The following is a 23785-nucleotide window of genomic DNA, read 5'->3' as shown; positions in this document are numbered from 1 at the left end:
AATGAGAATGCTATAAGCACATTCTCATTTAGTTATTTTATCAACATCAACTATTATAAACCATACTTTATTTTTAGTCAATGTTAAATGATAATTAATTTAATTTAGAAGTCTATCTGAAGAGCACTTCAATTCATTTTCACCTTGTTGGTATTCCCTTTCAATTGTGAATGTAATCTACATCATTAAATGGGAATTTTTTCTCTATATTCATAGTAACATTCTTTACTTCGAGAACAAAATAAAAAGCTTATCCATAACATGCCCTGTATATTATTTGGTTTTCAGACCTGAATACACTATAATGCCTTATTAGAACTATTCATCAATGACAGTGAAAGGAGTTTCGTTTTAATGGTATTTGATCTCACAGATATTGATATTTATGCTATATTGGTTGCGGTTGGGATTATCTTTCTCAAGCTTCTGGTAATCCTCATTGTTTATGCGATTGTGCGTTCCATAGGGACTAGGATTATTACCCGCACCTTCGTTCGAGCAACAGAAAGACAAGGAATTTCTCCAGGCAGAGCGAAAACACTTGAGAAACTCACGATTAATATTTTTACATATACCTTGATTTTTTTCCTTGTCATAATGGTACTGGAAAATGTATTTGCAGTACAAACAACTGCAATATTGGCAGGGGCAGGGGTTGTCGGCCTTGCGATCGGATTTGGTGCTCAAGGCATTGTCAGTGATGTCGTGACCGGCTTCTTTCTACTATTGGAAAAACAGGTCGATGTAGACGACTATGTCACTACCGCAGGCTTTTCAGGCATTGTAGAGGAAGTCGGCTTGCGCACGACAAAAATTCGAGATTTTGATGGATCCCTGCATTATGTACCAAACCGCGAAATTTCCAACCTGACTAACCATACCAGAGGGAATATGCGCGCTCTTGTCGATATTGGCATTTCTTATGACGACAATATCGATCATGCAATCCAAGTTATGCAAAACGTTTGCGACCAGGTTGCAGCAGAGGATGAAACAATCATTGAAGGACCAAATGTTGTAGGTGTCCAAGGATTAGGTGACTCAGATGTGGTTATCCGTATTATTGCCAAAACCGAGAACATGCAACAATGGGCAATCGAACGTAAGCTACGCAAAGCATTGAAAGAAGCATTGGATGCCAATGGAATCGACATCCCATTTCCGCATCAAGTATATATTGAAAAGAAGGATTAATTACAGTAAAGAAGCCCGGAGGAACTCCGGACTTCTTTTGCTTTATACGAAGCAAAAAAAAGAGCCAACCGGCTCTTTTTTTAATGGTTGATTCTGCTTTCCACCTGTTGACAAATCTGATCAGCTGTCATACCACTGGCTTCAATCACAGAACCAGCCGTGGCACTATTGGAGATACCCATTACATTATTGTCTATTCCCGTAACCACACAGCAGTCACAGCCCTTGGCATCGTTTTCGTTCGTCAATTGAACAACTTCGTACCCTTTTTGCTGCAATGCTTCTTGAACATCTGTCAAGGATTGTTCTACACCGATTTTTGGCATATGTAATCCACCTCCTCTTCTTTAATGTGGCTTAGATTCGCCAGATTATACGAAGGAGAAGATGAATTCTGTCAGTTCGCTTTAAAATTAATGTAGGAAATAATGGTACTGATAGCTACTCCAATAGCATCTTCGTTGGGATTCAACTTCGAATGATGCAGTCCATAAGGTGACTCTGCTCCAAGCCAGAACATAAATCCGGGAATGTTTTGAATCATATACCCGTAATCTTCGCCTGTCATGGCCTCTTTGCACTCCACAACGTTTACATTTGTATTTTCCACGACGTACTTCATGAACTCCTCCGTAAGTGCAGGATCATTATCCACTTGATGGTACATGCTGCCGTAATCTATGGATGTTTGACAGTTATAGCCTACCTCTACCCCATGGACTAGTGCTTCGATACGCTCTTTCACTTTTTTCATACTTTCAACAGAAAGCGTGCGTATCGTTCCTTCTAACCGTGCACGTTCCGCTATGATATTTTGAACGGTACCCCCTGTTATTTTCCCTATGGTAATCACTGCACTGTCAAGCGGGTCTACATTACGGGCGATAACACTTTGCAATTGCGTTACAAGGGAACATGCGGCAACCACCATATCATTTGTTTGATGGGGATATGCTGCATGACCACCACGGCCTTTTAGATCAATAAACAGTTCGGATGTATTGGCAAAAAGAAGACCCGGCTTTGTGGCAATCGTACCGACTGGATATTCAGGGGCAATATGGAGAGCAACAATCATATCAGGCTTCCAGGCTTTAAATATATCCGATTGAATCATCGGCAAAGCCCCACCTGGTCCCTCTTCAGCCGGCTGAAACATAAATAATAGGTTATCTTTTGGTGGATGTTGAGAAAAATGCGTCAGGATCCCCAATCCGATACTCATATGCATATCATGACCGCATGCATGCATCATTCCCTCATGCAGAGAATGAAAGGACAAATTTGTTTCCTCTGTTATAGGCAAACCATCTATGTCCGCTCTGTAACCAATGGTTATAGACGGACTGGTCCCCTGAACTCTTACAAAAATTCCAGTTTCCCATGTTCTAACTTGTATATGGTCCTGAGGAAGGTTCTGTATATAATGAAGCATATATCCTTGTGTTTTTGTTTCTTGGAATCCCTTTTCCGGAATTTGATGAAGATCTCTTCTTATTTGTATAAAGGGATTAAGCAAATTCGACACGATTCTTCCTCTCTTTCTTTAAGAAAAAGACGTGGAGTAAAGCACCCACGCCTTTTTTCTTTCATCTTTATTATAGGCTCTTTTCTCAAGGATTGTTGCTATTCATAGTAAAAAGTCGGCAATTGGACTTTTTACTGCTTACATACTCTAAATTAGACATGCAGTCTATCCCGTATAGCCAGGAAAAGAGCACGATAGCAAGGTATATAACGGTTGAATTATAAATACGAAAAAGCAACAATTTTTACGAAAACAGCCTTATTATAATTGACGAAGTTCTTGTTTGATTTCAGTTTTGGATTTAGTTTTTTCATCAATGTCTTTAATTTTTCTTGCAGGTGTTCCAGCTACCACTGTGTATGGTGCTACATCATCAATAACGATGGCTCCTGCCGCAACAACCGCACCTTTTCCGACTGTTACACCTTCAAGCACCACTGCATTTGCACCAATTACCACGTCGTCTTCAATAACAACCGGCTTTGCAGAAGGCGGCTCGATTACTCCAGCAAGTACAGACCCTGCACCAATGTGACAGTTCTTCCCGACTGTAGCGCGTCCACCAAGTACTACGTTCATATCAATCATCGTACCTTCTCCGACCACGGAACCGATATTGATGGAAGCTCCCATCATGATTACCGCGTTGTCGCCGATTTCCACTTGGTCACGGATGATTGCACCCGGCTCTATACGAGCTTTTACACCCTTCATGTCAAGAAGCGGGATTGCAGAGTTGCGACGATCGTTTTCGACAACATAATCTTCAATTTTCGCTTCGTTATCTTTCAGTGCCACCTCAATTTCAGCCCACTCACCGAATACGACACCGCTATTGCCATTTAAGAAAGTTTTAGAAGAAGAACCGAAGTCGATACCTTCTACCTCACCTTTCACATAAACCTTTACAGGAGTTGATTTAGTACTGTTTTGAATAAAAGAGATAATCTCGTTTGCATCCATCATTTTCATTATGTAATTCCTCCTAAAACTTCAATAAGTCTTTATCCCTTTACTCTATCAAACAAAGAAAAGTGTGACAAGTAAAAAAATATACATTTTATTTCTAAAAAGGCTCCATTAAACTCTTTAACAGAGCAACGAAAAAAAAAGAGACCTATTCAGTCTCTCTTTTGGCAATCATTTTTTCATTTGTTCGTGCAATGAACTGCACAACTATCAATCCGATGATGAAAGTAAAAACACTTATGACATTTGTAAGCATGCTTTCAGAAAAGCCCGGAAACACAATTAAGGTGGATCCCATCACAAGTCCTATAATGGCAGCAAACGTTATTTTTGGATAGTGCTCCAAAACATACTTGATCAATTTACTTGAAATAATGAAACCTACTGCTACTCCTGCACCAATAGTAAGTATGATCGGTATATTGATATCTTTCAGTGCCGCAATCGCAGTAGTATAGAAACCAAGAATCAATAATACCATCGAGCCACTTATACCAGGTAGCAGCATGGTCATACTTGCAATCCATCCTGCAAAAAATAGACTTATCGCAGATCCAATCGTAAGCGTTTCAATAACCGGTCTCGTCGATTCCTGTAAAAATGCCATAGAACCAACTAATACGAACGAGAGAATCAGAGCCAGATAGTGACGTTTCGTAAAAGTTTGGAACATATTGGATTCTTTGGAGAGCAATGGCAATACTCCAATGATCAACCCTAAAAACAAGAACATGGTCGGTTGCGGATAGGTATGCAACAAATAGTCAAGTATATGACTAAAGAGAAGCAGTGCCCCCACTACCCCTATACCAAGAGGCAACAGGAATTTGAGATGCTTTAACCAATCTCTGCTGAAAACCCCACTTATTGCCTCAATAAGTCGGTCATAAATACCCAGAATAAATGCAATCGTTCCTCCACTTACTCCAGGTATCACATCACTGATACCCATTAACATACCGCGAAAAATATTTTTCCATTCCATAGAAATTCGTTCCACCTTAATCTTCAGTCTAGTACCTCAAAGTTATATATTACTATTACTTTCATAGATAATCCAATATTATCTTAACAGAAGAATCTCAGGAACTACCCATTGTACTCCTCCAAGACCTCTAGAAAAGCTTTCACCTGTTTTAGATTAAAAGCAGACTCATATCCAATCAGCCATGTATCCCTGTGCAAATTCGAGACGTCATTTTCCTCGAGAGGTATTTTTTTGATGTTATCGTAATCGTCCTGCAACGTGATAGAAGGCAAAATGGCATAGCCGATTCCGTTCAATGCCATCTGTTTGCAAGTCTCAATCTGATCAACCACAATTGTTCGTTTTGGGGGAGACTGAAACTTTTTATGCCACCACACTTGGATTTCCTGATAATAGGTAGAATCGCTTTTGAATTGTATAAAAGGGCGCTCGGTTAGTTCAAGCTCTGAAAGGTCTTTTATTTCTGTATCTACTAAGTAGAGTTTGTCTCTGAGGAGGTGTTTTTTTACCCCCTTCCACTCAGGATTTCCCCGAATTATCCCCACATGAACTTCATCTTCATATAGATTTTTAACTATATCACTGCTCCACCCTGTGACAAGAGAGACTTTCGCATTAGGGTATTTTTGAATGAATCTCTTCAATACCTTAGGGAGCCAGTACTGTCCAATAATGGTCGCTACGGCAATCTTTAATGTCCCATAGATCTCTTTATCCAAAGAAGTGATATCTTCTCTTACCTTTGCATCCTTAGCCAAAACTTCATCTGCAAACTCCACAATTTTTTCACCCGCCGGTGTAATCAATAACCCTTTTTGTGTCCGAATGAAAATTTTTGTATTCCAGTTTTTTTCAATGGATTGCAACCTTTGTGATAAGGCTGGTTGTGAAACGAATAATCGTTCAGACGCTTTTCTCATATTCTTTTCCTTTGCCAATACCGATAAAATTTGAAACTCTGAAGTATTCATAGACCAACCTCAATATAAGTTTTTCTTATAGTATATCTTAATTTTAATGTCATTTCATTATGACTATTAAAAGCATAAAATAAAGTAGCTAGGTCGGATATACAAATACCATTTCCAAGCAATGAAAAAATTGCGGAAGGAAGGCGACATCAATGGAAACATCCTACTACTATCTAATAATAATCGGTTTTATCGCAACGTTCATCGGGACACTCGGCGGAGGTGGAGGTCTTATCAATCTACCCTCCATGCTTCTGTTGGGAGTGCCGATTCACACTGCCATTGCTGCCAACAAATTCTCTAATACATTCAGTTCTTTTACGAGCTTCTATACGATTTGGAAAAAGAAACAAGTACAATTGAAACTGGGTTTATCACTTGTGCCTTTTACGATCACCGGTGGGATCCTAGGCGCATTACTCGCCTCCTTTCTCACGGAGGAACTTCTGTTAAAAGTAGCCTTAGTGTTGTTAGTATTTGCAACCTCGCTTAACATTTTGAAATCCAAGCTTAAAGGAAAGGAGAAAGACGGTTCGCCTGCACAATTATTTTATCCGACCTATATTGGCATCGGGGCATTCGATGGGCTTTTTGGTCCAGGCCAAGCCACCCTGCTCATGCATTCCTTTCTAAATGCAGGCTATTCTTTTCTCACCAGCATCGGACTCACCAGACTACAAACCTTTGCAAGTTGTTTTGTTTCCTTTATTGTTTACTTTTCAATGGGTCACTTTGATTGGAAGATAGGGGTGGCATTAGGTACAGGTTCTTTCTTGGGTGCCCAAACAGCAGTAAGGCTCGCAAACAGACTTGCATTTCTACCATGGCAAAAGATACTTAGTGTTTTTTCCGTTTTTCTAATAGGCTACTTATTTGTAAAAATATTAATATAAATGGTGATTTGACGCATAAAGTATAACCAAAAGCCCCTGCATTCAAGTTGTCACTATTGAATGCAGGGGCTTGTTCTATTCCTTTTTAGGCAAAAGCAAAATCAATAGAAAGCTGACGACAGCAAATCCAGCAACCACTAGATAAACAGTATGCAGTGCAGAAGAAAGTCCTTCCTGTAGCAATATTCTCATGGAATCGGATAATTGATTCCGCTGATCTTCGTTCAGTAACAGTGTCGTGGAATCAAGAGAAAATTGTTCCAACGCCCCATTTTCGCGTAAATGCTCCTGGATACGGGAGTTCAATATTCCTCCAAGTAGTGCCGCTCCAATCGTACTGCCGAGTGTTCTCATAAACATATTCGAAGCCGTTGCCACACCGCGTTTCTGCCATGGAACATTACTCTGGATGGACACGATGAATGCGGTCGTGGAAAAGCCCATTCCGACACCGATTATAAAGGAGCCGAATGCCGCCCATACAGGTCCGTCATCAGGACTGAGCGTCATAAATATGATGCTCCCAAGAATCAAGGCTATTCCCCCAATAATGGAAGTGGTTCTGAAACCTATTTTCAATAAAAGCCTTCCTGCTATCATTGCTGCAATCGGCCAACCAATCGACATGGTAGTTAATGTAAAGCCTGCGACAATCGGTGGCCTTTCCATTACACCTTGTACAAAAGCAGGCAGAAAACTGGAAATCCCGATCAGCATGACCCCTGTTGTCAATGAAGTCGTATTGGCAATCAGGATAGACCTCTCCTGCCAAATATCGAATGGCATCATTGGGTCCTTCGCTCTTCTTTCCTGAAACACAAACAGTGTGAATGTTAGAGCAGATAGTGCAATAAGCGAGAGAACTGGACCTGAAGTCCATGCCCATCTTACACCGCCTTCCACCATTACCAGCATGAATGAGCTGACAGATATAAATAGAAGTCCTGCACCTGCGTAGTCAATCGAATGCTTCTTCTTTTCCACTCCCTCGTGAAGAAACAAATATAACCCTATGATTGCCAAAATGCCTAACGGTATGTTGACCCAAAACACAAATCTCCAACTGACATATTGGACAAGTATTCCCCCAATAGCAGGACCTAGTATGGCTGATATCCCCCATACGCTTGAAAGATATCCTTGAATCTTTGCTCTTTCTTCCTTGGTGTACATATCCCCGACAATCGTGGAGGCAATCGGCATGACCGCCCCTGCACCAAACCCTTGGATAAAGCGGAAGACAATCAGCATCTCGATGGATGTCGCCATTCCACATAACAAAGACCCTACCAAAAAAACAATGATGCCGAATGTTAGGATGGGCTTTCTTCCGAATAAATCGGAAAGCTTACCATAAATCAAGACGGTTACGGCATTCATCAACAGGTAGGATGAGAATACCCAACTGTATAGGGAAAAACCTCCGAGATCCGCTGCAATAGCAGGCATCGCGGTGGAAACGATAGTAGCCTCAATGGCAGCCATGAACATGGCAAGCATAATTGCTGCCAATACAAACGGCCTTTTCGTCTTATTGGGAGAGGCTTGATCAATTGCTTTCCTCTCAAGTGTTGCTGTTCCCATTTCCTTCCCTTCTCTCTATTTTCTTTGGCAATGATAAATGTACTGTTGGGTTATAACCAACAATTTCGTGCCTCTATGTAAATTGTACCGGTTATCTATTTTAATGCAACCAATAGCTTTTATTAAGAAATAAAAAAAAGACCTTAAAGTACAAGGTCTTTTTTTTCACCACTCTTTAAAAATTGGGTATGCAAACGGTCTAAAATTGTTCTTCTTGTCAATATTCCTTCGAACACATTCTCCTCGTCCTGTACACAAACGAAAGGGTGATCGACTAGTAATTTCAAGCCTTTATCAACCGTGTCGTTAACATTTAAGCACGGAAGCTCTCTATTCATGACATCTTCGACTATCATATGCTCCAATTTGTCAAATTCAATTCGTTCCAAACCCAAAATGGAATCCATAATATGAGTTGTACTGACTAGACCATGAAGCTTATATTTGGGATCTAAAACCGGCACGGCTGTATATCCCGTTTTTGTAAGAACCAACAATGCATGTTCCAGGTTGTTCTTCACCTGCACATGTGCCACCCGCTCTGCGGGAATAATCAAATCTTTGATAGATGCTCCTAAAACCTTACCACTTTGGAGGCTGATCATAAATGTTCTTCCTCTCTTTATTTACTCTCTAATACTATATGCTGAATCATGTAATTGACCAATATCATTGTAGCACAAATTGGACTCGGACTCGAATTTTTACAAAGATAAAGTTGTCGCCGGTTTTCGACATGTTCAGAGCCAAAATTTGTTGACTTAGTTATATTTTTGTCTCCATAGTATTCTGGAAAAACAAAAACTGCCCTATAAGGCAGCTCCAAACAGCAACAAACTATGAAATTTTATCGTACAATTCAATAAGCTGCTGATAAGTCTTCGTTTCCAGTTTCTTTTCCCCTATTTCTATATCATTTATTTCACTAATTACCAACTCCTTGACCACATCCGTTGATATCAATAAGGTAACAAGCAGTTCTTTTTCTTCTTGGGTTAAAGTTAACATAGCTACGTTACAACTCCTTTTCACTTTGTATAGCGGTTGGCATAGCAGAATGCGGTGTATGCATCAGGTTTAATTTTGGCGTCCAACCCCATAGCGGTGATCCTTCCTGTCATTTCCTGAATAAAATCTTTAGTTGCACCTTTTTGTCCAATATCCAAATGGATTTCAAAATGGAAATCCGCTCCGTGATCTAAGTGGGGCAATAAAAGATCTTGAATTCTTTCTAATCTCTCCATTGTAAACAACATCGCAATTTCCTGACTTAAAGCAGTTTCAAGGGAGATCTTTTCATGCAGACTCCTGATGGCCCTAGTGACGATATAAGGTCTAACACATCCCCAAGCGCCTTTACCCACTCTATGAAGATGCACAGCTGTCATGAACTTGGTTTCCTGTTGATACACCTGCGAATCCGTTCCAATGGATAATAAGTAAGGTGCTCTCACATCTTTTTGGATAAAGGTAAGGATTTTTTCATAAGCTTGTTCAAAAGTAAGGTAGCCGTGGGTAATATTAATAAACTTACTGGGGTTATCCATCTATCCACTTCCTTTTCCGTACTTTCCCTTATACTTATATGTTCCTTTTTCCAAAAAAATTATTAATTTCTTAGTTCTTATAGGATTGAATATCCGAAGTATCTACATTATAGTCGCTATTCCATGTGGTTTATACCTAACTAAAAAGGATTTTTACCCACAAAAAAAACCAGGCTGAGTTTTCAGCCTGGTTTACCCTTTACTCGTATTGATCTGTGTTTTTGAATAGGCGCAATGCGGGCATCGATACATGACATTTTGATTAGAATGTGCAGTTAGTACTTTATCCATTGCTTCATCCTTATTACATTTTGGACAATGAACAGTTGGCATCATCTAAACCACTCCTATTTATAAATGTCGTTGAAACTCTTCCCTTGATACAAAAATATCTTCTTTATCAATGGCTGTCGGATTCGCAAGCACTAGTCCTATATTTGTAGAGGAGGCTTTGTCGTCCACGATGGTAAAAGGAATTTTATACTCATTTGCAATACGAATATATTTGGAAAGGTGGGTGTAATCCAAGTCTCCATCCAAGTACAATCGTGAAGAAGGATGCCTTTTCATAAGATCCGCAATCGGTTTATAAGGATTTTGCTGGATTACTTGTCCATTCGTTAAAGCCAGAATAATCCGTTCACGTAACTGTGAAAGATATTCCTTTCTTTCACTCGGCTTGGTTTCCGGTGTCCCTTTTAAGCCCCTATCTATATAATCATCAATATTTCTTCCCATATTCATCTTCCTCTCCAATGGAAATAACAGGTCTCCCCGCCCTTTCTTAGTGGATCAGGTCAAAAATTTCAATAGCAATCATATCAATATTATCAAATTGATATGTTTTTGGGTTTTCGCCTTTTAAGAATACTTCTAATTCATATGTATTCGTTTTGTCGAAGAATTTCACGCTGCACACCTTTTCTCCATTTACTTCAAAAAAGCGCTGTGCCGGCTCATTTCCAGCTTCTGATGTTTCCTTTAAATCATTCAATCTTTTTACAATCCCTACTAATAGTGACATGTAACAACTCTCCTTCTATTCCTTCCTATCTTTATCATTCACCTTGTACTGTAAGGCCATTCGTATTTTTGTACAAAACCTTATAATATTCGGTAGAATAAAAACAGGAATACATTTATTATAGTGTTCGAACATAACTTCTCTTTTATTGTAGTCTAAAATGACAAATAAAACATGCGAAGTTGTGAATTTTTTCTTACGAGGAGCTGTATCCATGAATATAACCGTCTACTCTCAACCAGATTGTCCGCCCTGTCAGGTGGTCAAGCAATTTTTAACTCACCATAATATCACCTATAAGGTAATTGACATTACAGAGGACTTGGAGGCAAGAGATTATTTGGTGCATGAATTACAGTCATTTTCCACTCCTACTGTAACAGTCGATGAGCAAGTTGTAAAAGGATTTGATCTGCCATTACTGCAACAATTAATTGGCATCGAGGAATAGTTGACTGAAGCTCATTTTGCAAGAGAATACATCATACCATTAATGAGATAGTGGATGAAAGCTTTTTTATTTTTCGACCAAAAAAAAGAGCGTGATTCGCTCTTTAAGATTGTTGAAAAGTCTGTAATTTCTTTAATTCCTTATTAGCTGTTGATCTCCGTTACAGGCGCTTCGCTTTTCGCGGGCGGTCCGGAAGCCTCCTCGGGCTATCGCCCTGCGGGGTCTTCCTTGTCCCTTCCTCCCGCAGAAGTCTGCGCGCCTTCCACTACTATCACCTGGTTGTTACATATTCCAAATGTACTCTTTCAGAAAGAGCGGAATCAGCGCTTTTTCCTTGATCATCTGGCAACTAGAAGTGCTTGATCATTCATGTCATGAAATAATTGGTTTGCCATCAGAGGCAAGGAAAGGTGAAGAGAATGAAAAGCAAATGGGAAAGCAATCATGCCGATAGGATATAGACGAGACAAGACTTTTGGTGACTGAAATTCCGATTCAGCTATGGTGGACAATTCATTGGTTTCACTTTCTTTTACAAAAGCTGGCTCTTCATATTCGAAACCATATTCTACAACTCGCCAACCCGATGATGTCTCTTTAAGCTTTACATACTCGTAATGGTCATCATAAAGACTTGGCATATCTTCCTCTGTTGCAAAGAATTCGTAAACAGTAATAGTTCCTTCCTCTTCCCTTAATATCTTCGTGTTTTCATCATAAGAGAAAAATGGGATGTAAAAAACCGGAAAGTCGGTACCATATGTAATGTAACCTTCCTTCTCCTCGAACAAATGCTCCTCTAAAAATGATTTCTGATATTCTTTAGAGAAATAAGGATTTAAAATATCTTCAATTTCACCTAACGTATGATGCTTCTCCCCTAAAGAAACCTGGGATTGAAAAGCATCTTTCAATAAAGAATGTAAATCTTGATCTGTAGGTGGCTGTTCCGCAGAGGCTACTCCAGAACCAATAAATAAAATGGTAATTATCGCGATAATGCCTGTCCAGGTTTTCAACAATGTATTTTCCTCCTCAGATGATGTCTTCTAATTGTATCAATAACAGGTTGGACCAGGGTTTGAAACCGTTCGCAAAATTCCTATTAAAACTGACAAATTATTTACTCTACTTACTTCTACCCTCTATATATATGGCAAAACAAAAAAACCTCTTACAATTTGTGTAAGAGAGTTTCACCTTTGTATTACCAGGTTGAATTTAAAGCTGCATAAGCGATATATAACAATATTAATACCGCTGCTATACCATAGGCTAAGAATACCGGATTCTTCATCACATAATGATCTTGAACTTTTTCACTGATGGAAGAGTCCTGGTTTGTTGCCTGCGTTTCTGCCTGACGACCAACTTTATACGTATAAACCATTGCAACAGCTACAATGATCAATGCCACTATGGCCAATATAAAACCAAAGGAACCCATTCTTTTCACCTCACCGAGCAATTTATACTCTTAAGGTAAACAAACCGTAAAATTCTATTCACAACTCAGAGTAGATCCTGGTTTTCATATAGATATTCATAGGAAATGTCAATATAAAGGAATTGATCTTGAGCGATAAGACAGGAAAACGTCCTTACTGTCGTACCTGTTTCTATATCACTATACAGATCCGACAGGATACCCTTACGTTCCATGCTCATTTTCATTACATGCTCCAGGAAATATGGCCTCCAACTCCAATTTTTCCCTTTGGCTGTGTTATCAATTCTCCATTTCCCATCGTCTTTTACAAAGTTGGAAGACAGTTGAAAACCATTTTCGTCACAAACATACATGCGGAAGCTTATTTCTGAAAGTTCCTCTGAAATGGATGATAACCATTCATCCAAATGCCTCATTTGTAGGATTTTTGAAAAAAAGGGCTGAATTCTGTTCTGCAACATGCCAGTAAACTGATGAATAGCGTGGAGCTTTCGTTTTTCATAACGGATGAATTGCTGAAATTTTCCGATTAGGATCTTCTTAGCATGGTCTATTTCTATAAAATCCGGACCAGGTCTATGCAAATAGAAACCCTGGTAGTACCTACCGCCATTTCTCCATGCGTATTGGAGTTGGAAGGATGCCTCCATATTTTCATACAATAAGGCAGCTCCGATTTTTCTCGAAAGAACGGCTAAAGAGTGCAGAATATCTTGATGCGCTGCCACTTCATAAGATTGTCTGAGAATTTCCAGATTCACCTTCAATATGTTAGGGCTAAGACGTCCAATTCTGTCCATATTTGCACCTACATCTCCAATATTTGCTATAGATATCTGGATGTCGTATGTTTTGAAATAGTTAAAAAGATGTTGGAGAAATTCATTATCTTCTTTAGAAGAATGTTCATCAATCTCTATTACGACGTTCTCTAACTTTAAACCTTTTGGGACAAATGAAAGGAGGAGTTCCAGTAATGAATTCCCCTGATCTTCTAAAAGAAGGTCTGCTTTTTGGTTGAAAAATAATTTCAGCATGCATTCAAGGTCAGTATAATAGGTTAAAGCCTTATTAATTATAAGCTTATCCACTTCAAGCTGGTATTCACTAGGTACTGTATTGTCTCGAAAAAAAGGTCCCAGACTTTTCACTTCACCATTCTCTGTCTGGAATCTACCCAACACCTCATACCCTATCACTTCTTGGTCGTCTGCACTGAAAACAGCTTGAAAATAAGGGGTGACCTTATCTAAATTGGTCATGATATCAAGTGGATCCATCCTTTTCTCCCCTTCGCCTTAGTTTTGGAATGATTATATCACGACATCAGAGAAAAACGGCCACTTTGTTAGTAATCAATATAGCCTTTTCGGAATCATCAACTCTTGTCCGATCTTTAGGCAATCTGTACTGAGGGTGTTCAATTTTCTAATGGAATCTCTTGATATGTCGTACTTTTGCGCAATTTTCAGGATACTGTCAGACGTAACGACGGTATGAAGGTAGCATGGGACCTTTAGGTTCATCCCTACAAATACTGTATCCCCTTCCAATTGATTGGCCTTTTTCAGAGAAGCCTCATCAATGGTAAGCATTTGTGCGATATCTTTCAGAGTTTCATTACTGTTGACTTTATAGTTGACATGGGCTGGACCTTCCATCAACTCTCTGGTAGCCCCATTCTTTTCATCTAAAACTGCGACAAGAAACTGTTGGAATTTCACACGATAACTTTTTACACTAGTACCATTTGGAAGTACCGTTTGTGCAAATCTTCTCGCTGATTCCAATAGGTTTTTTCTTTTCGGTTCATTTTGATTGTTTGTTGTGTACTCTGCAGCAAATTCATAAAAGGCTTCCGTCGGATTGATGAAAACAGTCAATTCTCTGTTTGCTTCATCCCATTCATACTTATAGAATATATTCACTTGTTTTCCTCCTTTTTTGCTTAGTATGAACAAAACAAGTGTATAAGTATGAAAAAAGCTCATGTTAAAGCATCCTATTGTCAATGCTTTACATGAGCTTCATAAGATTTGATTTTTCTGAAGACTTCGTGTTGATCTCTATGTTAGCACTATAATTAAAACGGAAACGGCTGGAGCCATTGACCACCATCCATGGTTACACATTCTCCATTTATGTATCCTGCTTTGTCTGAACTTAGGAAAAATGCCAATTCCGCTATCTCCTCAGGTGTCCCAAATCGCTTTAATGGTACACTTTCGGCAACCTTTTTGGCCTCTTCCTCCGATTGCATCAACTTGTCTGCTCCACCTGTTCTTTCAATAGGACCAGGAGCTATCGCATTCACTCGAATACCGTATTTGGTCCCCCACTCGACCGCAAGGGTTCTAGTAAGTGAAAGTACTCCTGCTTTAGCAGCAGCTGAATGTGCGACACCTGCCCCGGCATTCCAGGCATAGGTAGCAACCATATTGATCATACTGCCTTTCTCGTTCCGACCCATCCAATATTTACCTACTGCAGAACTGCAATAAAATGTTCCATTCAAGACAATGTCGATGACAGACTTCCATCCATTTACCGACAGCTTCTCGGCTGGACAAATAAAATTCCCGGCAGCATTGTTGACAAGTACATCAATCCTACCAAATGCTTCGTCAGTCAACTTGACCATCCGTTCCACATGTTCCGGTTCCCTTACATCCATTTGGATGGTTAACACCTGACCATCATACCCCTCAATTTCTTCTTTAGCCTGTGCAAGCCTGTCAAGATCCCGACCTGTTATTACCACATTATAATCTTCTTTTGCAAACTTCATGGCCATATATTTCCCCATGCCACTAGATCCGCCCGTAATGATGACAACCTTTTTTTCTCCCATGAACTCTCCCCCAATCCAATGTCTCTCTATTATTTTAACATAATATTCTAAATAATTGAAATGTTTTATTCCATCTATTCCAAGAAGTTTCCATACAAAAGTAGAATGGTATATAGAGAAATTCATATATAAATGGTGCTATAATGATTATGCATTTAGATTGGTGAACCAACATCATTAATAAATAATAGATAGGTTGATATATATATGGCTAAAGTAACTAGAAGAGGCTTTTTTAAACGAATTTTCACAGTGGCCTTCACTGCTTTTCTAACAAGTGGAATCGGCTATTATTACGCAAGATATATAGAGCCTAAACAAATGAACAAACTGAATTATACCATTACTCATAAAGATATCCCTGAAAGTTTTTCTGGGATAAAGATTGCCCAGTTTTCAGATACTCACGTCGGCCACCACTTCAATAAAACAGACTTGGAAAAGGTGGTCCGGAAAATAAATGAGGAAAAGCCCGACATCGTCTTTTTTACAGGAGATTTGATGGACAACCCTTTAGAATACGATCGTTCCTATAATCTAATAGAAATATTAGGGAAAATTAAAGCCCCACTAGGAAAATTTACGATCTTCGGTAACCATGACCATGGTGGATACGGAACTGAGACCTATGAAGAAATTATGGAAAAATCTAAATTCACCGTACTTAAAAATGAAAATACGTATGTAGAGTTAATAGATGGCAGCCGCATTTATATTGCGGGTGTTGATGACTTGATGCTGGGGAGACCTGACTTCCGTGAAACGTTACGTGATATTCCTGATGACGCATACACGATCCTTTTGGCACATGAAGGGGATGCAGCCGATTCTATTGCAAAACAATTCCAGGTAAACCTGCAATTATCAGGTCATTCACACGGCGGTCAGGTGCAGCTCCCTTTTTTTGGACCACTTATAACCCCGCCGCTTGGATCAAAGTTTTACGAAGGCTTTCATCAGTTTGACGATATGACGCTCTATGTCAATAAAGGGTTAGGAACAACCAGACAGCCTTATCGCTTTTTGGCACCTCCTGAAATCACCTTTTTCACCTTAGAACGGGAATAGGATCTTAAATGGGCTTACCGGTACAAGCGCATACCCTTCTTTATCTCCATACATTATAGAGACCCTTTAAAGGAGGCGTACGTCTTGATGAATCGAAATTATCCAAATCACAGAATAATTGGAGGATTTGGTTTCGGCTTTCCTTTCATTCCATTTTTAGGAGGATTAGCAGTAGGTTCCCTATTGGCACCAAGGCCATTTTATCCACCCTATCCTTATTATCCTCCGTATCCACCGTATTCGCCATATCCATATTATTATAGATAATGAAACAATAATGAAGAGCCGCTGCACCCCTGCATCGGCTTTTTGTTGAAGACTTTAACAATAGGCTCTTTTCTCAAAGTTTGTTGCTATTCAAAGTAAAAAGTAGGCTATTGGGATTTTTACGGTTTACCTACTCTAAAATAGGCATGAAGTTTATTGTGGATACCCCAGAAAAGAGCACGACAGCAAGGAATATAACGGTTGGTCTATAAATACGAAAAAGCAACAAAGTTTACGAAAACAGCCTATCAATTAAACGGGGAAAAGGGGGAGGAATCAATGGCAATCCATATCGTAAAACCTGGAGAAACATTAAGCTCGATTGCAATGGATTACCGACGGACGCTAGCTGAGGTGCTTATGGCAAACAACATTCAAAATCCCAACATTATAGTTCCTGGCCAGAGAATTAATATCCCCGGTTTACCCGATGCAGATACCATCCCCTTTTCAATCGAGATCTCAATTGCCAATAGAAGGCTAGTTCTAAAGGACAAAGAAGTTGTTAAGAAAATTTACCCTATTGCAGTTGGCAGAATGCTATATGAAACCCCTGTCGGAGACTATATTATCGTAAACCGTCAACCTAACCCTGGTGGTCCATTTGGGGTAATGTGGCTCTCCCTTTCTAAACTATCTTATGGCATTCACGGAACTAATGATCCCAGTTCTATCGGAAATGCCGTATCTCGAGGATGTGTACGCATGTACAATCAGGATGTACTGGAACTCGCTTCTATCGTACCTAACGGAACCCGTGTCCTAATTCGGCCATAGTAGCTTCGGCTCCCTTTCTCCTACAATTTAGTAGAGCAAAATTGGAGCTCCCCTTTCATTTTCAGTGAAGGAACAGTATAATAAGGGAAAGGAAAGGAGCCTATTATGCATAAACAAAGTTATATTAATCAAAGAAAACCCGATACCTCCATCGAATCTTCAATCGAAAACCTCTCTCGTGCCATCTTTACAGTAAATCGGCACGCAAAAACCGCGCCGGATCCAAAGTTTCTCTACACACTAAAAAGAAAAGCTTTGGAGAAACTTATTACCGAAGGAAAGGCGACCAAAAAAGGTTTACACTTTTCTAGAAACCCCAAAAATAGCAGACAACAATCCGATGTTCTCGTATTGGCTGGAGAATACTATTTTCACCTTCCACCTACGAAAGAAGATTTTACAGATCTGCCCCACCTTGGGGAACTGAACGACCATTACCGTAACCCAAAAGCTAATATGTCTTTATCTGTTGCGAAGAATTTACTTCAACGATACACAAATTTTCATCCTACAGATGGACTGAAGCAACCTGCTAAGAGGCAGTACCAGAAGCCGGTTTTTAAAAAACTCGGTGAAAGCTACCTCTAAGTTCTATACAGTCTAAGGAGCCCATTTCATATTAGAATGGGCTCCTTTTTCATGAAGCAAAGAGATGAGAGTCCATCATTTCTATCAGTTTTGTTACTTGTGGTTTGCTTAATTGAGCATCAGCCCCTACTTGTTCGCCTTTATGTCTTAAATGTTCCGTAATTAATGAGGAGAAAATAATTACAGGTACTTTTGAAAGTAAACTATCCTCTTTTATTTTCTTAGTAAGATGATGGCCATCCATCTGGGGCATTTCAATATCAGTAATTAGCAAATCGACTTGGTGTTCACCATTCTTCACTTTATTCAGCATAAACTCCCATGCCTCTTTTCCATTTTCGAAGAACAGCAGGTGTGCAAATCCTGCAGCATGCAAGGTTTCCTCAAGAATTTTTTTAAGCATAGGGGAATCTTCTACAACAATAATCCGCTTTTCTCTTCTTGCCGGGTTAACATTTTTATCGAGGTTCAAAGCGTCTTTATCAAGGTTCGGATAGATATCAAACAATATCTTTTCCACATCCACAAGAAGAATCATATTGGATTCCTGTTTTATGACTCCAGTCATATGGTCTTCAAACCCTTGTTGCAAGGAAAGCGGTTTTTCCATGTCTGTCCACGAAAGCCTATGAATCTGTGTAACATGATCCACTCGCAAAATTACTTTCATGCCATTTAGCTCAGAGACAATGAATTTCTCTTCCATATACTTGCTTTTCTCTTCAATATTCAAAACGTTTCTTAAATTTATAATAGGCAGTACTTCTCCCCTTAATTCCATGATCCCATCGATATTTGCGTGCGAATGAGGAATTTTAGTGACAGACACAGGTTTAATTATTTCCCGGACCTTTAATACGTTTATACCAAAGCTTGTATCACCTAACAAAAATTCCAGAATTTCAACCTCATTTGTACCTGAATCTAAAAGAACACCATTTTTATTTTTCAAATTCAATACGCCCTTCCGTTCTAAACTAGATGCGACTCTTCTATTTTTATCGGAAATAAAGTAGAGTTGTTGATACTATCTAGAGATTTGTTTGAGTGAGTTCGGATTTCCTTTATCAAATTATGAACGGAAAGAAACACCTTTCCTATTTGGAAAGGTGTTTCTTTCAATGCCTTCGGAAGTGTTTTGATTAATTAGGAAAAACTCTTCTCCAATTCATCAACCAACGACCCGACATAAGCGACAGCTATCTTAATTGGTTCAGGTGATGTCATATCCACTCCTGCTAATCTCATCAATTCCAGTGGTTTTAACGTTCCCCCGGCTTTTAATGCGGATAGCCAACGATCTACAGCAGGTTGCCCCTCTTCTTGAATCTGTTTAGCTGCCGTTGTTGAAGCGGTCAGCCCCGCTGAATATGTGTATGGATATAGACCCATATAATAATGAGGCTGACGCATCCAGGTTAACCCGGCTCCTTCGTCCAATTCCACTGCATCTCCCCAGAACTCAGATAGCAGTGTTGTTTTCTGTTCGCAAAGAACGTTAGCGGTAATTGGAGTTCCACTATCGGCAAGTCCATAGATCCGACGTTGAAGCTCCCCTTCCAAAATATGTGTAACAAAATTATGATAATAAGTTCCAAGCGATTGCAGAATTACCCAACGACGCATCCTCTCATCATTTGGTTTTGAAAGGATATGCTGACTCAATAGCATTTCATTCATGGTTGATGGTGCTTCTACAAAATACCTAGAAGGACGTGTGTTGGATATCCGCTGATAACGCCCAGCGAGACGGAAATGGCCGGCATGGCCTAGTTCATGTGCAAGGGTATAGGCGTTTCTCATGGAGTCACTCCACGTCATCAGGATATATGGATGGACTCCATAAGGACTGGAACAGAATGCCCCGGAGCCTTTCCCGACATTATCAGCCAAGTCTACCCAGCGATTATTTAATCCTTCCTCCATGATATCCATGTATTCAGGTCCCATTACTTCCAATGATTCCAAGATAAGCTTAGAAGCTTCTTCATAAGTAATTTCCGGATTGAATTCCGGATCAAGTGGAGCTTTCAGGTCACAGAACTGCATTTTTTCAAGTCCTAATACTCGCTGTTTCAATTTGGCAAATCTGCGCATATGAGGAGCCAATTCCTGTTGGATCGTATTCAATTGATTATGGTACATCTCTTTTGTTACCTGCTGATCATGAAGCAGCATGTCCGTTACCGATTCATACTTCCGTAATCTAGCCTCCACCACCTGTTTCTTCACTTCTGTTGCATAGGTTGCTGCGTACGTATTCTTATACTGTTTCAGTGTTTCAATATAAGAATGGTAGGCCTTTCTTCGCAGTTCTGTATTTGGCGTTCCTTCGTAGTTTGGAAATGAATTAAATGATAAAGGATGCTCTTGTCCATCGTCTGTTGTAAATGATTGAAATTTCACATCGGATATCAAGCTTCTTTGATAGATCATATATGGAGCATTATGCACCTCGCCAAAAGCTGATAGTACTTCTTCGGCTTCTGGCGAGAGTTTATGAGGTTTTGTTTCCAATACATCCATCAAGGTCTTTTGAAATTCTTCCAATTCTCGTTCATCACCTATGTAGGTATTTATCGCTTCCTCGTCCAATAGGAGAATTTCAGATTGTATAAACGATGTGCTTGCACTGAATTTGGATAACATTGCACCGACTCTCGTTGAGTTTGCCTGGTTCTCAGGGTTGGTCCCATCCTCTGATTGCTTCAAGGAAGCATAGGTCATCACCCTTGCAACTCTCTCCGTTAACGCATCCTTGTCCTTTAGACACGCAAGTAGTGTTTTCGCATCAGCTACCACTCTTCCTTTATAACGTGTTACGTTCGACAGATCTTTTTGGACCGCTTCTAGTTCTTGCTCCCATGCTTCTGTTGAGTCGTATAAATCTCTTAAATTCCACGTCTGCTCCAATGGAACTTCTTCTCTGCTACATGCACTTTTCAATAACTGCGTCATCTTGGTCCCTCCAATTATTTCGAAAATCGAATTATTACCTCCTATTATAAACGAACAGTGTTTCTATTTGTATATTTTTTAGAAAATTATAATAAGTTATTTCCAATCATAGAAAAATGTAAAGAGCATAGAAAAACAGGCACTCCTTTAAATGAAGAGTGCCTGCATCTTAAAAATTCATTATTCACTTTATTCTTCTTGCAAAATCAACGAAACGAAACTTGTCCAATCGATGACGCGACTCGGTATATTGAAACGGGCTCGCATCGTCAAGATGAACAATGCTCTTTACGACCACTACATGTGTCAAACCATTTAAATCAAGGTAATCCCTGTCTTCATTTGTCGCTTCTTCCACCGTTACTTCTTTGTCGGCAAAGGCGATCTGTAATGCTACTTCCTTTTCTAGATAATCATAGATGGAGTTGCTGCAAATTTTATGATCAAGGTAAGGTACCTGACTTTTAATAAAGTAATCCTTGTCCAAAATGATGCTTTCTCCATCAACTTTACGTGAACGAACCACTTTCCAAAGCTTGCTCTCCCCCAATTTACCTTGTAATTCAGAGGATCCCACAACCGTTTGCAGTTCATGAATAATCGTTTCCCAAGGTCTACCCATCTTCTCCGCTAATTCCTTAAAGCTGACCAAACCTGAAATGGGAAAGTCAAATTTATCACGATCTAGCACAATGGATCCCTTACCTCGAACTTTTTGAATATAACCGTTTTGGGCAAGCTGATTTAATGCTTTTCTTACAGTCTCTCTGGATGTATCAAAAAGCTCCAACAGTTCATGTTCGGACGGAAGCTTTTCTCCGGCAACAAGCTCCTGCCGATCAATTTTAGAAACAAGCTTTTGATATATTGCATGATATTTATTATTTTTCATTTTCTACCACCTACAGTTATTGTAGCATTACTTTTTCAGGTGATAAACGATGGATTCGTAAGGGCGTAAGGAAATTTCTTTGAAGTCAGCTGTTGAATCTTCATAGTTGCTCAGAAGTATCTCTGACCGGTAGCCATCCACATCAATATCCTCCGGCAAAACAAATGAAGTGTTTCTATCGTAATAGTTGCTGAGTACAAGCAGTTTCTCGTTTTCACTATTCCGAATGTAAGCAAAAATTTCCGGATGCTCACCTTCAATCAATTGGAAATCACCATGAGTAATGACATCATAATGCTTGCGAAGCTCAATCAATTTTTTATAATGGTAGAAAACCGAATCTTCATCTTTCAACGCAACCTCCGCATTAATTTCCGGATAGTTGTTCGCTACCCCTATCCATGGCATACCTTCAGTAAATCCTGCATTATCTTTTGTATTCCATTGTACCGGTGTCCTGGAATTGTCACGTGACTTATGACGAAGGATTTCCAGGATCTCCTCCTCACTCATACCTGCTTCTTTTTTCAGCTTAAAGGTGTTTAACGACTCCACATCGCGATAGTCGCTTATTTTCACAAATCCGGGATTTGTCATTCCGAACTCTTCCCCTTGGTAGATATATGGGGTACCACGCATCATATGCATGCTAGTTGCCAGCATTTTAGCAGACTTATTATGATATTTCTTATCATCACCATAACGGGAAACAACACGAGGCTGATCATGGTTGCACCAGAACAAGGCATTCCAGCCGCCGCCCTTTTCCATTTCAATCTGCCAAGTGGATAGGATATCCTTCAGCTGTTGAAAATCAAATTCGGCAACTGACCACTTTTCACCATTCGGGTAATCAACTTTCAAGTGATGGAAGTTGAAAGTCATGCTTAGTTCATTACGTTCAGGACGGGTATATTTGATACAATGATCGATAGTTGTTGAGGACATCTCACCTACTGTCATGCTGTCATATTTGGCAAAAACTTTTTCATACATCTCATTCATGTACTCATGGACTTTAGGTCCGTCTGTGTAAAATTTACGCCCATCTCCAGGAGGTACGGAGCCGTCATCATCAGGAAAATCCTGATTCTTGGAAATGAGGTTAACAACATCAAGCCTGAAGCCATCCACTCCCTTTTCAAACCAAAAGGTCATCATGTCATAAACTTGCTTGCGTACCTCTTCATTTTCCCAGTTAAGATCGGCTTGTGTAACATCAAATAGGTGTAGATACCACTGACTGGTATTCTCATCATATTGCCAGGCATTCCCGCCAAACTTTGACTCCCAATTGGTTGGTTCACTTCCATCTTCCTTGGAATCCTTCCAAATGTAAAAATCGCGGTAAGGATTATCTTCTTTCTCTTCTTTCGATTTCTGGAACCATTCATGCTCTGTGGAAGTATGATTTACCACGATATCCATGATAACTTTGATTCCCTTACTATGCGCTTGTGTTAACAACTGGTCAAAGTCCTCCATAGTTCCATACTCATCGTGGATGGAGAAGTAATCACTAATATCGTAGCCATTATCTTTTTGAGGCGATTTATAAATAGGGGTCAACCAAATTACATCGACACCTAGTTCTTTCAAATAATCTAATTTCTCAATGATTCCTTGAATATCTCCTACACCATTTCCTGTTGTATCATTGAAGCTCTTTGGATAGATTTGATAAACGACTGATCTCTTCCACCAAGGCTCTTTTTCCATAATAGTCATTTAAAAACACCTCTGTTCAATTTAATTAATGGTTTGTTTCAAAATAAAACCTACTTG

At 39.6% G+C, this 23785-nt stretch carries 28 protein-coding genes; 7 read left to right on the top strand and 21 right to left on the bottom strand.

Going from position 1 to position 23785, the window contains the following annotated elements:
• The first annotated feature begins 354 nt into the window (after positions 1-354).
• Positions 355-1194 (top strand): mechanosensitive ion channel family protein, encoded by an 840-nt coding sequence (locus AB685_RS11255; protein WP_047970690.1) that lies wholly within the window; start codon positions 355-357, stop codon positions 1192-1194.
• A gap of 80 nt (positions 1195-1274) precedes the next feature.
• Here the strand turns inward: AB685_RS11255 and AB685_RS11250 are convergent, their stop codons facing one another.
• The 5 genes from AB685_RS11250 to AB685_RS11230 all read right to left on the bottom strand — a co-directional run bounded on the left by AB685_RS11250 (position 1275) and on the right by AB685_RS11230 (position 5650).
• Positions 1275-1520, bottom strand: coding sequence for a YkuS family protein (locus AB685_RS11250; protein ID WP_047970689.1), 246 nt, complete (start codon positions 1518-1520; stop codon positions 1275-1277).
• A gap of 71 nt (positions 1521-1591) precedes the next feature.
• Positions 1592-2722, bottom strand: a complete 1131-nt coding sequence (locus AB685_RS11245; protein WP_047970688.1) for an N-acetyldiaminopimelate deacetylase — start codon at positions 2720-2722, stop codon at positions 1592-1594.
• A gap of 261 nt (positions 2723-2983) precedes the next feature.
• A complete protein-coding gene (gene dapD, locus AB685_RS11240; protein ID WP_047970687.1) occupies positions 2984-3694 on the bottom strand; it encodes a 2,3,4,5-tetrahydropyridine-2,6-dicarboxylate N-acetyltransferase in 711 nt (236 codons plus the stop codon).
• Between the two features lie 145 nt (positions 3695-3839).
• Complete coding sequence (locus AB685_RS11235) at positions 3840-4676, bottom strand: DUF368 domain-containing protein (protein WP_047970686.1); 837 nt, start codon at positions 4674-4676, stop codon at positions 3840-3842.
• A 104-nt stretch (positions 4677-4780) separates the two neighbouring features.
• Complete coding sequence (locus tag AB685_RS11230; protein ID WP_047970685.1) at positions 4781-5650, bottom strand: LysR family transcriptional regulator; 870 nt, start codon at positions 5648-5650, stop codon at positions 4781-4783.
• 152 nt (positions 5651-5802) lie between these two features.
• On the opposite strand from AB685_RS11230, the gene AB685_RS11225 reads away from it, so the two are divergent.
• Entirely contained in the window at positions 5803-6543 is a 741-nt protein-coding gene (locus AB685_RS11225; RefSeq protein WP_047970684.1) for a sulfite exporter TauE/SafE family protein, read from the top strand.
• A gap of 75 nt (positions 6544-6618) precedes the next feature.
• Here the strand turns inward: AB685_RS11225 and AB685_RS11220 are convergent, their stop codons facing one another.
• From AB685_RS11220 to AB685_RS11200, 7 genes are all read right to left on the bottom strand, one after another.
• Positions 6619-8127 (bottom strand): MDR family MFS transporter, encoded by a 1509-nt coding sequence (locus AB685_RS11220; RefSeq protein WP_047970683.1) that lies wholly within the window; start codon positions 8125-8127, stop codon positions 6619-6621.
• Between the two features lie 143 nt (positions 8128-8270).
• On the bottom strand, positions 8271-8732 hold the full coding sequence (gene cbpB, locus AB685_RS11215) for a cyclic-di-AMP-binding protein CbpB (protein WP_047970682.1): 462 nt from the start codon (positions 8730-8732) through the stop codon (positions 8271-8273).
• Between the two features lie 232 nt (positions 8733-8964).
• Positions 8965-9135: an antirepressor AbbA gene (abbA, locus tag AB685_RS30895; protein ID WP_128755847.1), complete on the bottom strand. Its 171-nt coding sequence runs from the start codon at positions 9133-9135 to the stop codon at positions 8965-8967.
• A 20-nt stretch (positions 9136-9155) separates the two neighbouring features.
• On the bottom strand, positions 9156-9674 hold the full coding sequence (locus AB685_RS11210) for a ribonuclease H-like YkuK family protein (protein ID WP_047970681.1): 519 nt from the start codon (positions 9672-9674) through the stop codon (positions 9156-9158).
• A gap of 192 nt (positions 9675-9866) precedes the next feature.
• On the bottom strand, positions 9867-10010 hold the full coding sequence (locus AB685_RS31690; protein ID WP_198530495.1) for a hypothetical protein: 144 nt from the start codon (positions 10008-10010) through the stop codon (positions 9867-9869).
• A 15-nt stretch (positions 10011-10025) separates the two neighbouring features.
• On the bottom strand, positions 10026-10412 hold the full coding sequence (locus AB685_RS11205; RefSeq protein ID WP_047970680.1) for a YueI family protein: 387 nt from the start codon (positions 10410-10412) through the stop codon (positions 10026-10028).
• 46 nt (positions 10413-10458) lie between these two features.
• Entirely contained in the window at positions 10459-10698 is a 240-nt protein-coding gene (locus tag AB685_RS11200; protein WP_010192712.1) for a YkuJ family protein, read from the bottom strand.
• Between the two features lie 214 nt (positions 10699-10912).
• Here AB685_RS11200 and AB685_RS11190 point away from each other — a divergent pair, with 214 nt between their 5' ends.
• Positions 10913-11149 carry a glutaredoxin domain-containing protein gene (locus AB685_RS11190; RefSeq protein ID WP_047970678.1) on the top strand — a complete coding sequence of 79 codons (237 nt, stop codon included), beginning with the start codon at positions 10913-10915 and terminating at the stop codon, positions 11147-11149.
• A 338-nt stretch (positions 11150-11487) separates the two neighbouring features.
• Here the strand turns inward: AB685_RS11190 and AB685_RS29740 are convergent, their stop codons facing one another.
• The 5 genes from AB685_RS29740 to fadH form a co-directional block, all read right to left on the bottom strand.
• Positions 11488-12171 carry a DUF3993 domain-containing protein gene (locus AB685_RS29740; protein WP_053073797.1) on the bottom strand — a complete coding sequence of 228 codons (684 nt, stop codon included), beginning with the start codon at positions 12169-12171 and terminating at the stop codon, positions 11488-11490.
• A gap of 185 nt (positions 12172-12356) precedes the next feature.
• Positions 12357-12596: a hypothetical protein gene (locus AB685_RS11180; RefSeq protein WP_047970677.1), complete on the bottom strand. Its 240-nt coding sequence runs from the start codon at positions 12594-12596 to the stop codon at positions 12357-12359.
• Positions 12597-12661: 65 nt separating this feature from the next.
• On the bottom strand, positions 12662-13879 hold the full coding sequence (locus AB685_RS11175) for an EAL domain-containing protein (RefSeq protein ID WP_047970676.1): 1218 nt from the start codon (positions 13877-13879) through the stop codon (positions 12662-12664).
• Between the two features lie 75 nt (positions 13880-13954).
• Positions 13955-14527 carry a LysM peptidoglycan-binding domain-containing protein gene (locus AB685_RS11170; protein WP_198530494.1) on the bottom strand — a complete coding sequence of 191 codons (573 nt, stop codon included), beginning with the start codon at positions 14525-14527 and terminating at the stop codon, positions 13955-13957.
• A gap of 155 nt (positions 14528-14682) precedes the next feature.
• Complete coding sequence (gene fadH / locus AB685_RS11165; RefSeq protein ID WP_047970674.1) at positions 14683-15450, bottom strand: 2,4-dienoyl-CoA reductase; 768 nt, start codon at positions 15448-15450, stop codon at positions 14683-14685.
• A gap of 207 nt (positions 15451-15657) precedes the next feature.
• On the opposite strand from fadH, the gene AB685_RS11160 reads away from it, so the two are divergent.
• The 4 genes from AB685_RS11160 to AB685_RS11145 all read left to right on the top strand — a co-directional run bounded on the left by AB685_RS11160 (position 15658) and on the right by AB685_RS11145 (position 18150).
• A complete protein-coding gene (locus AB685_RS11160) occupies positions 15658-16518 on the top strand; it encodes a metallophosphoesterase (protein WP_047970673.1) in 861 nt (286 codons plus the stop codon).
• A gap of 87 nt (positions 16519-16605) precedes the next feature.
• The gene (locus tag AB685_RS32100) at positions 16606-16785 is read left to right on the top strand and encodes a hypothetical protein (RefSeq protein ID WP_047970960.1); all 180 of its coding nucleotides are present in this window, start codon (positions 16606-16608) and stop codon (positions 16783-16785) included.
• Positions 16786-17064: 279 nt separating this feature from the next.
• A complete protein-coding gene (locus AB685_RS11150; RefSeq protein ID WP_047970959.1) occupies positions 17065-17562 on the top strand; it encodes a L,D-transpeptidase family protein in 498 nt (165 codons plus the stop codon).
• 105 nt (positions 17563-17667) lie between these two features.
• Entirely contained in the window at positions 17668-18150 is a 483-nt protein-coding gene (locus AB685_RS11145) for a YkyB family protein (protein ID WP_047970672.1), read from the top strand.
• A gap of 49 nt (positions 18151-18199) precedes the next feature.
• Here the strand turns inward: AB685_RS11145 and AB685_RS11140 are convergent, their stop codons facing one another.
• The 4 genes from AB685_RS11140 to treC form a co-directional block, all read right to left on the bottom strand.
• A complete protein-coding gene (locus AB685_RS11140; protein ID WP_047970671.1) occupies positions 18200-19102 on the bottom strand; it encodes a chemotaxis protein in 903 nt (300 codons plus the stop codon).
• Between the two features lie 194 nt (positions 19103-19296).
• Complete coding sequence (pepF, locus tag AB685_RS11135) at positions 19297-21108, bottom strand: oligoendopeptidase F (RefSeq protein WP_047970670.1); 1812 nt, start codon at positions 21106-21108, stop codon at positions 19297-19299.
• Between the two features lie 184 nt (positions 21109-21292).
• Positions 21293-22000, bottom strand: a complete 708-nt coding sequence (treR, locus tag AB685_RS11130) for a trehalose operon repressor (RefSeq protein WP_047970669.1) — start codon at positions 21998-22000, stop codon at positions 21293-21295.
• Positions 22001-22027: 27 nt separating this feature from the next.
• Positions 22028-23719 (bottom strand): alpha,alpha-phosphotrehalase, encoded by a 1692-nt coding sequence (gene treC / locus AB685_RS11125; protein ID WP_047970958.1) that lies wholly within the window; start codon positions 23717-23719, stop codon positions 22028-22030.
• Positions 23720-23785: the final 66 nt, after the last annotated feature.

This window comes from Bacillus sp. LL01, assembly GCF_001037965.1.
Note: the sequence above shows the minus strand (reverse complement) of the source record. Positions and strands in the feature narration are given on the sequence as shown.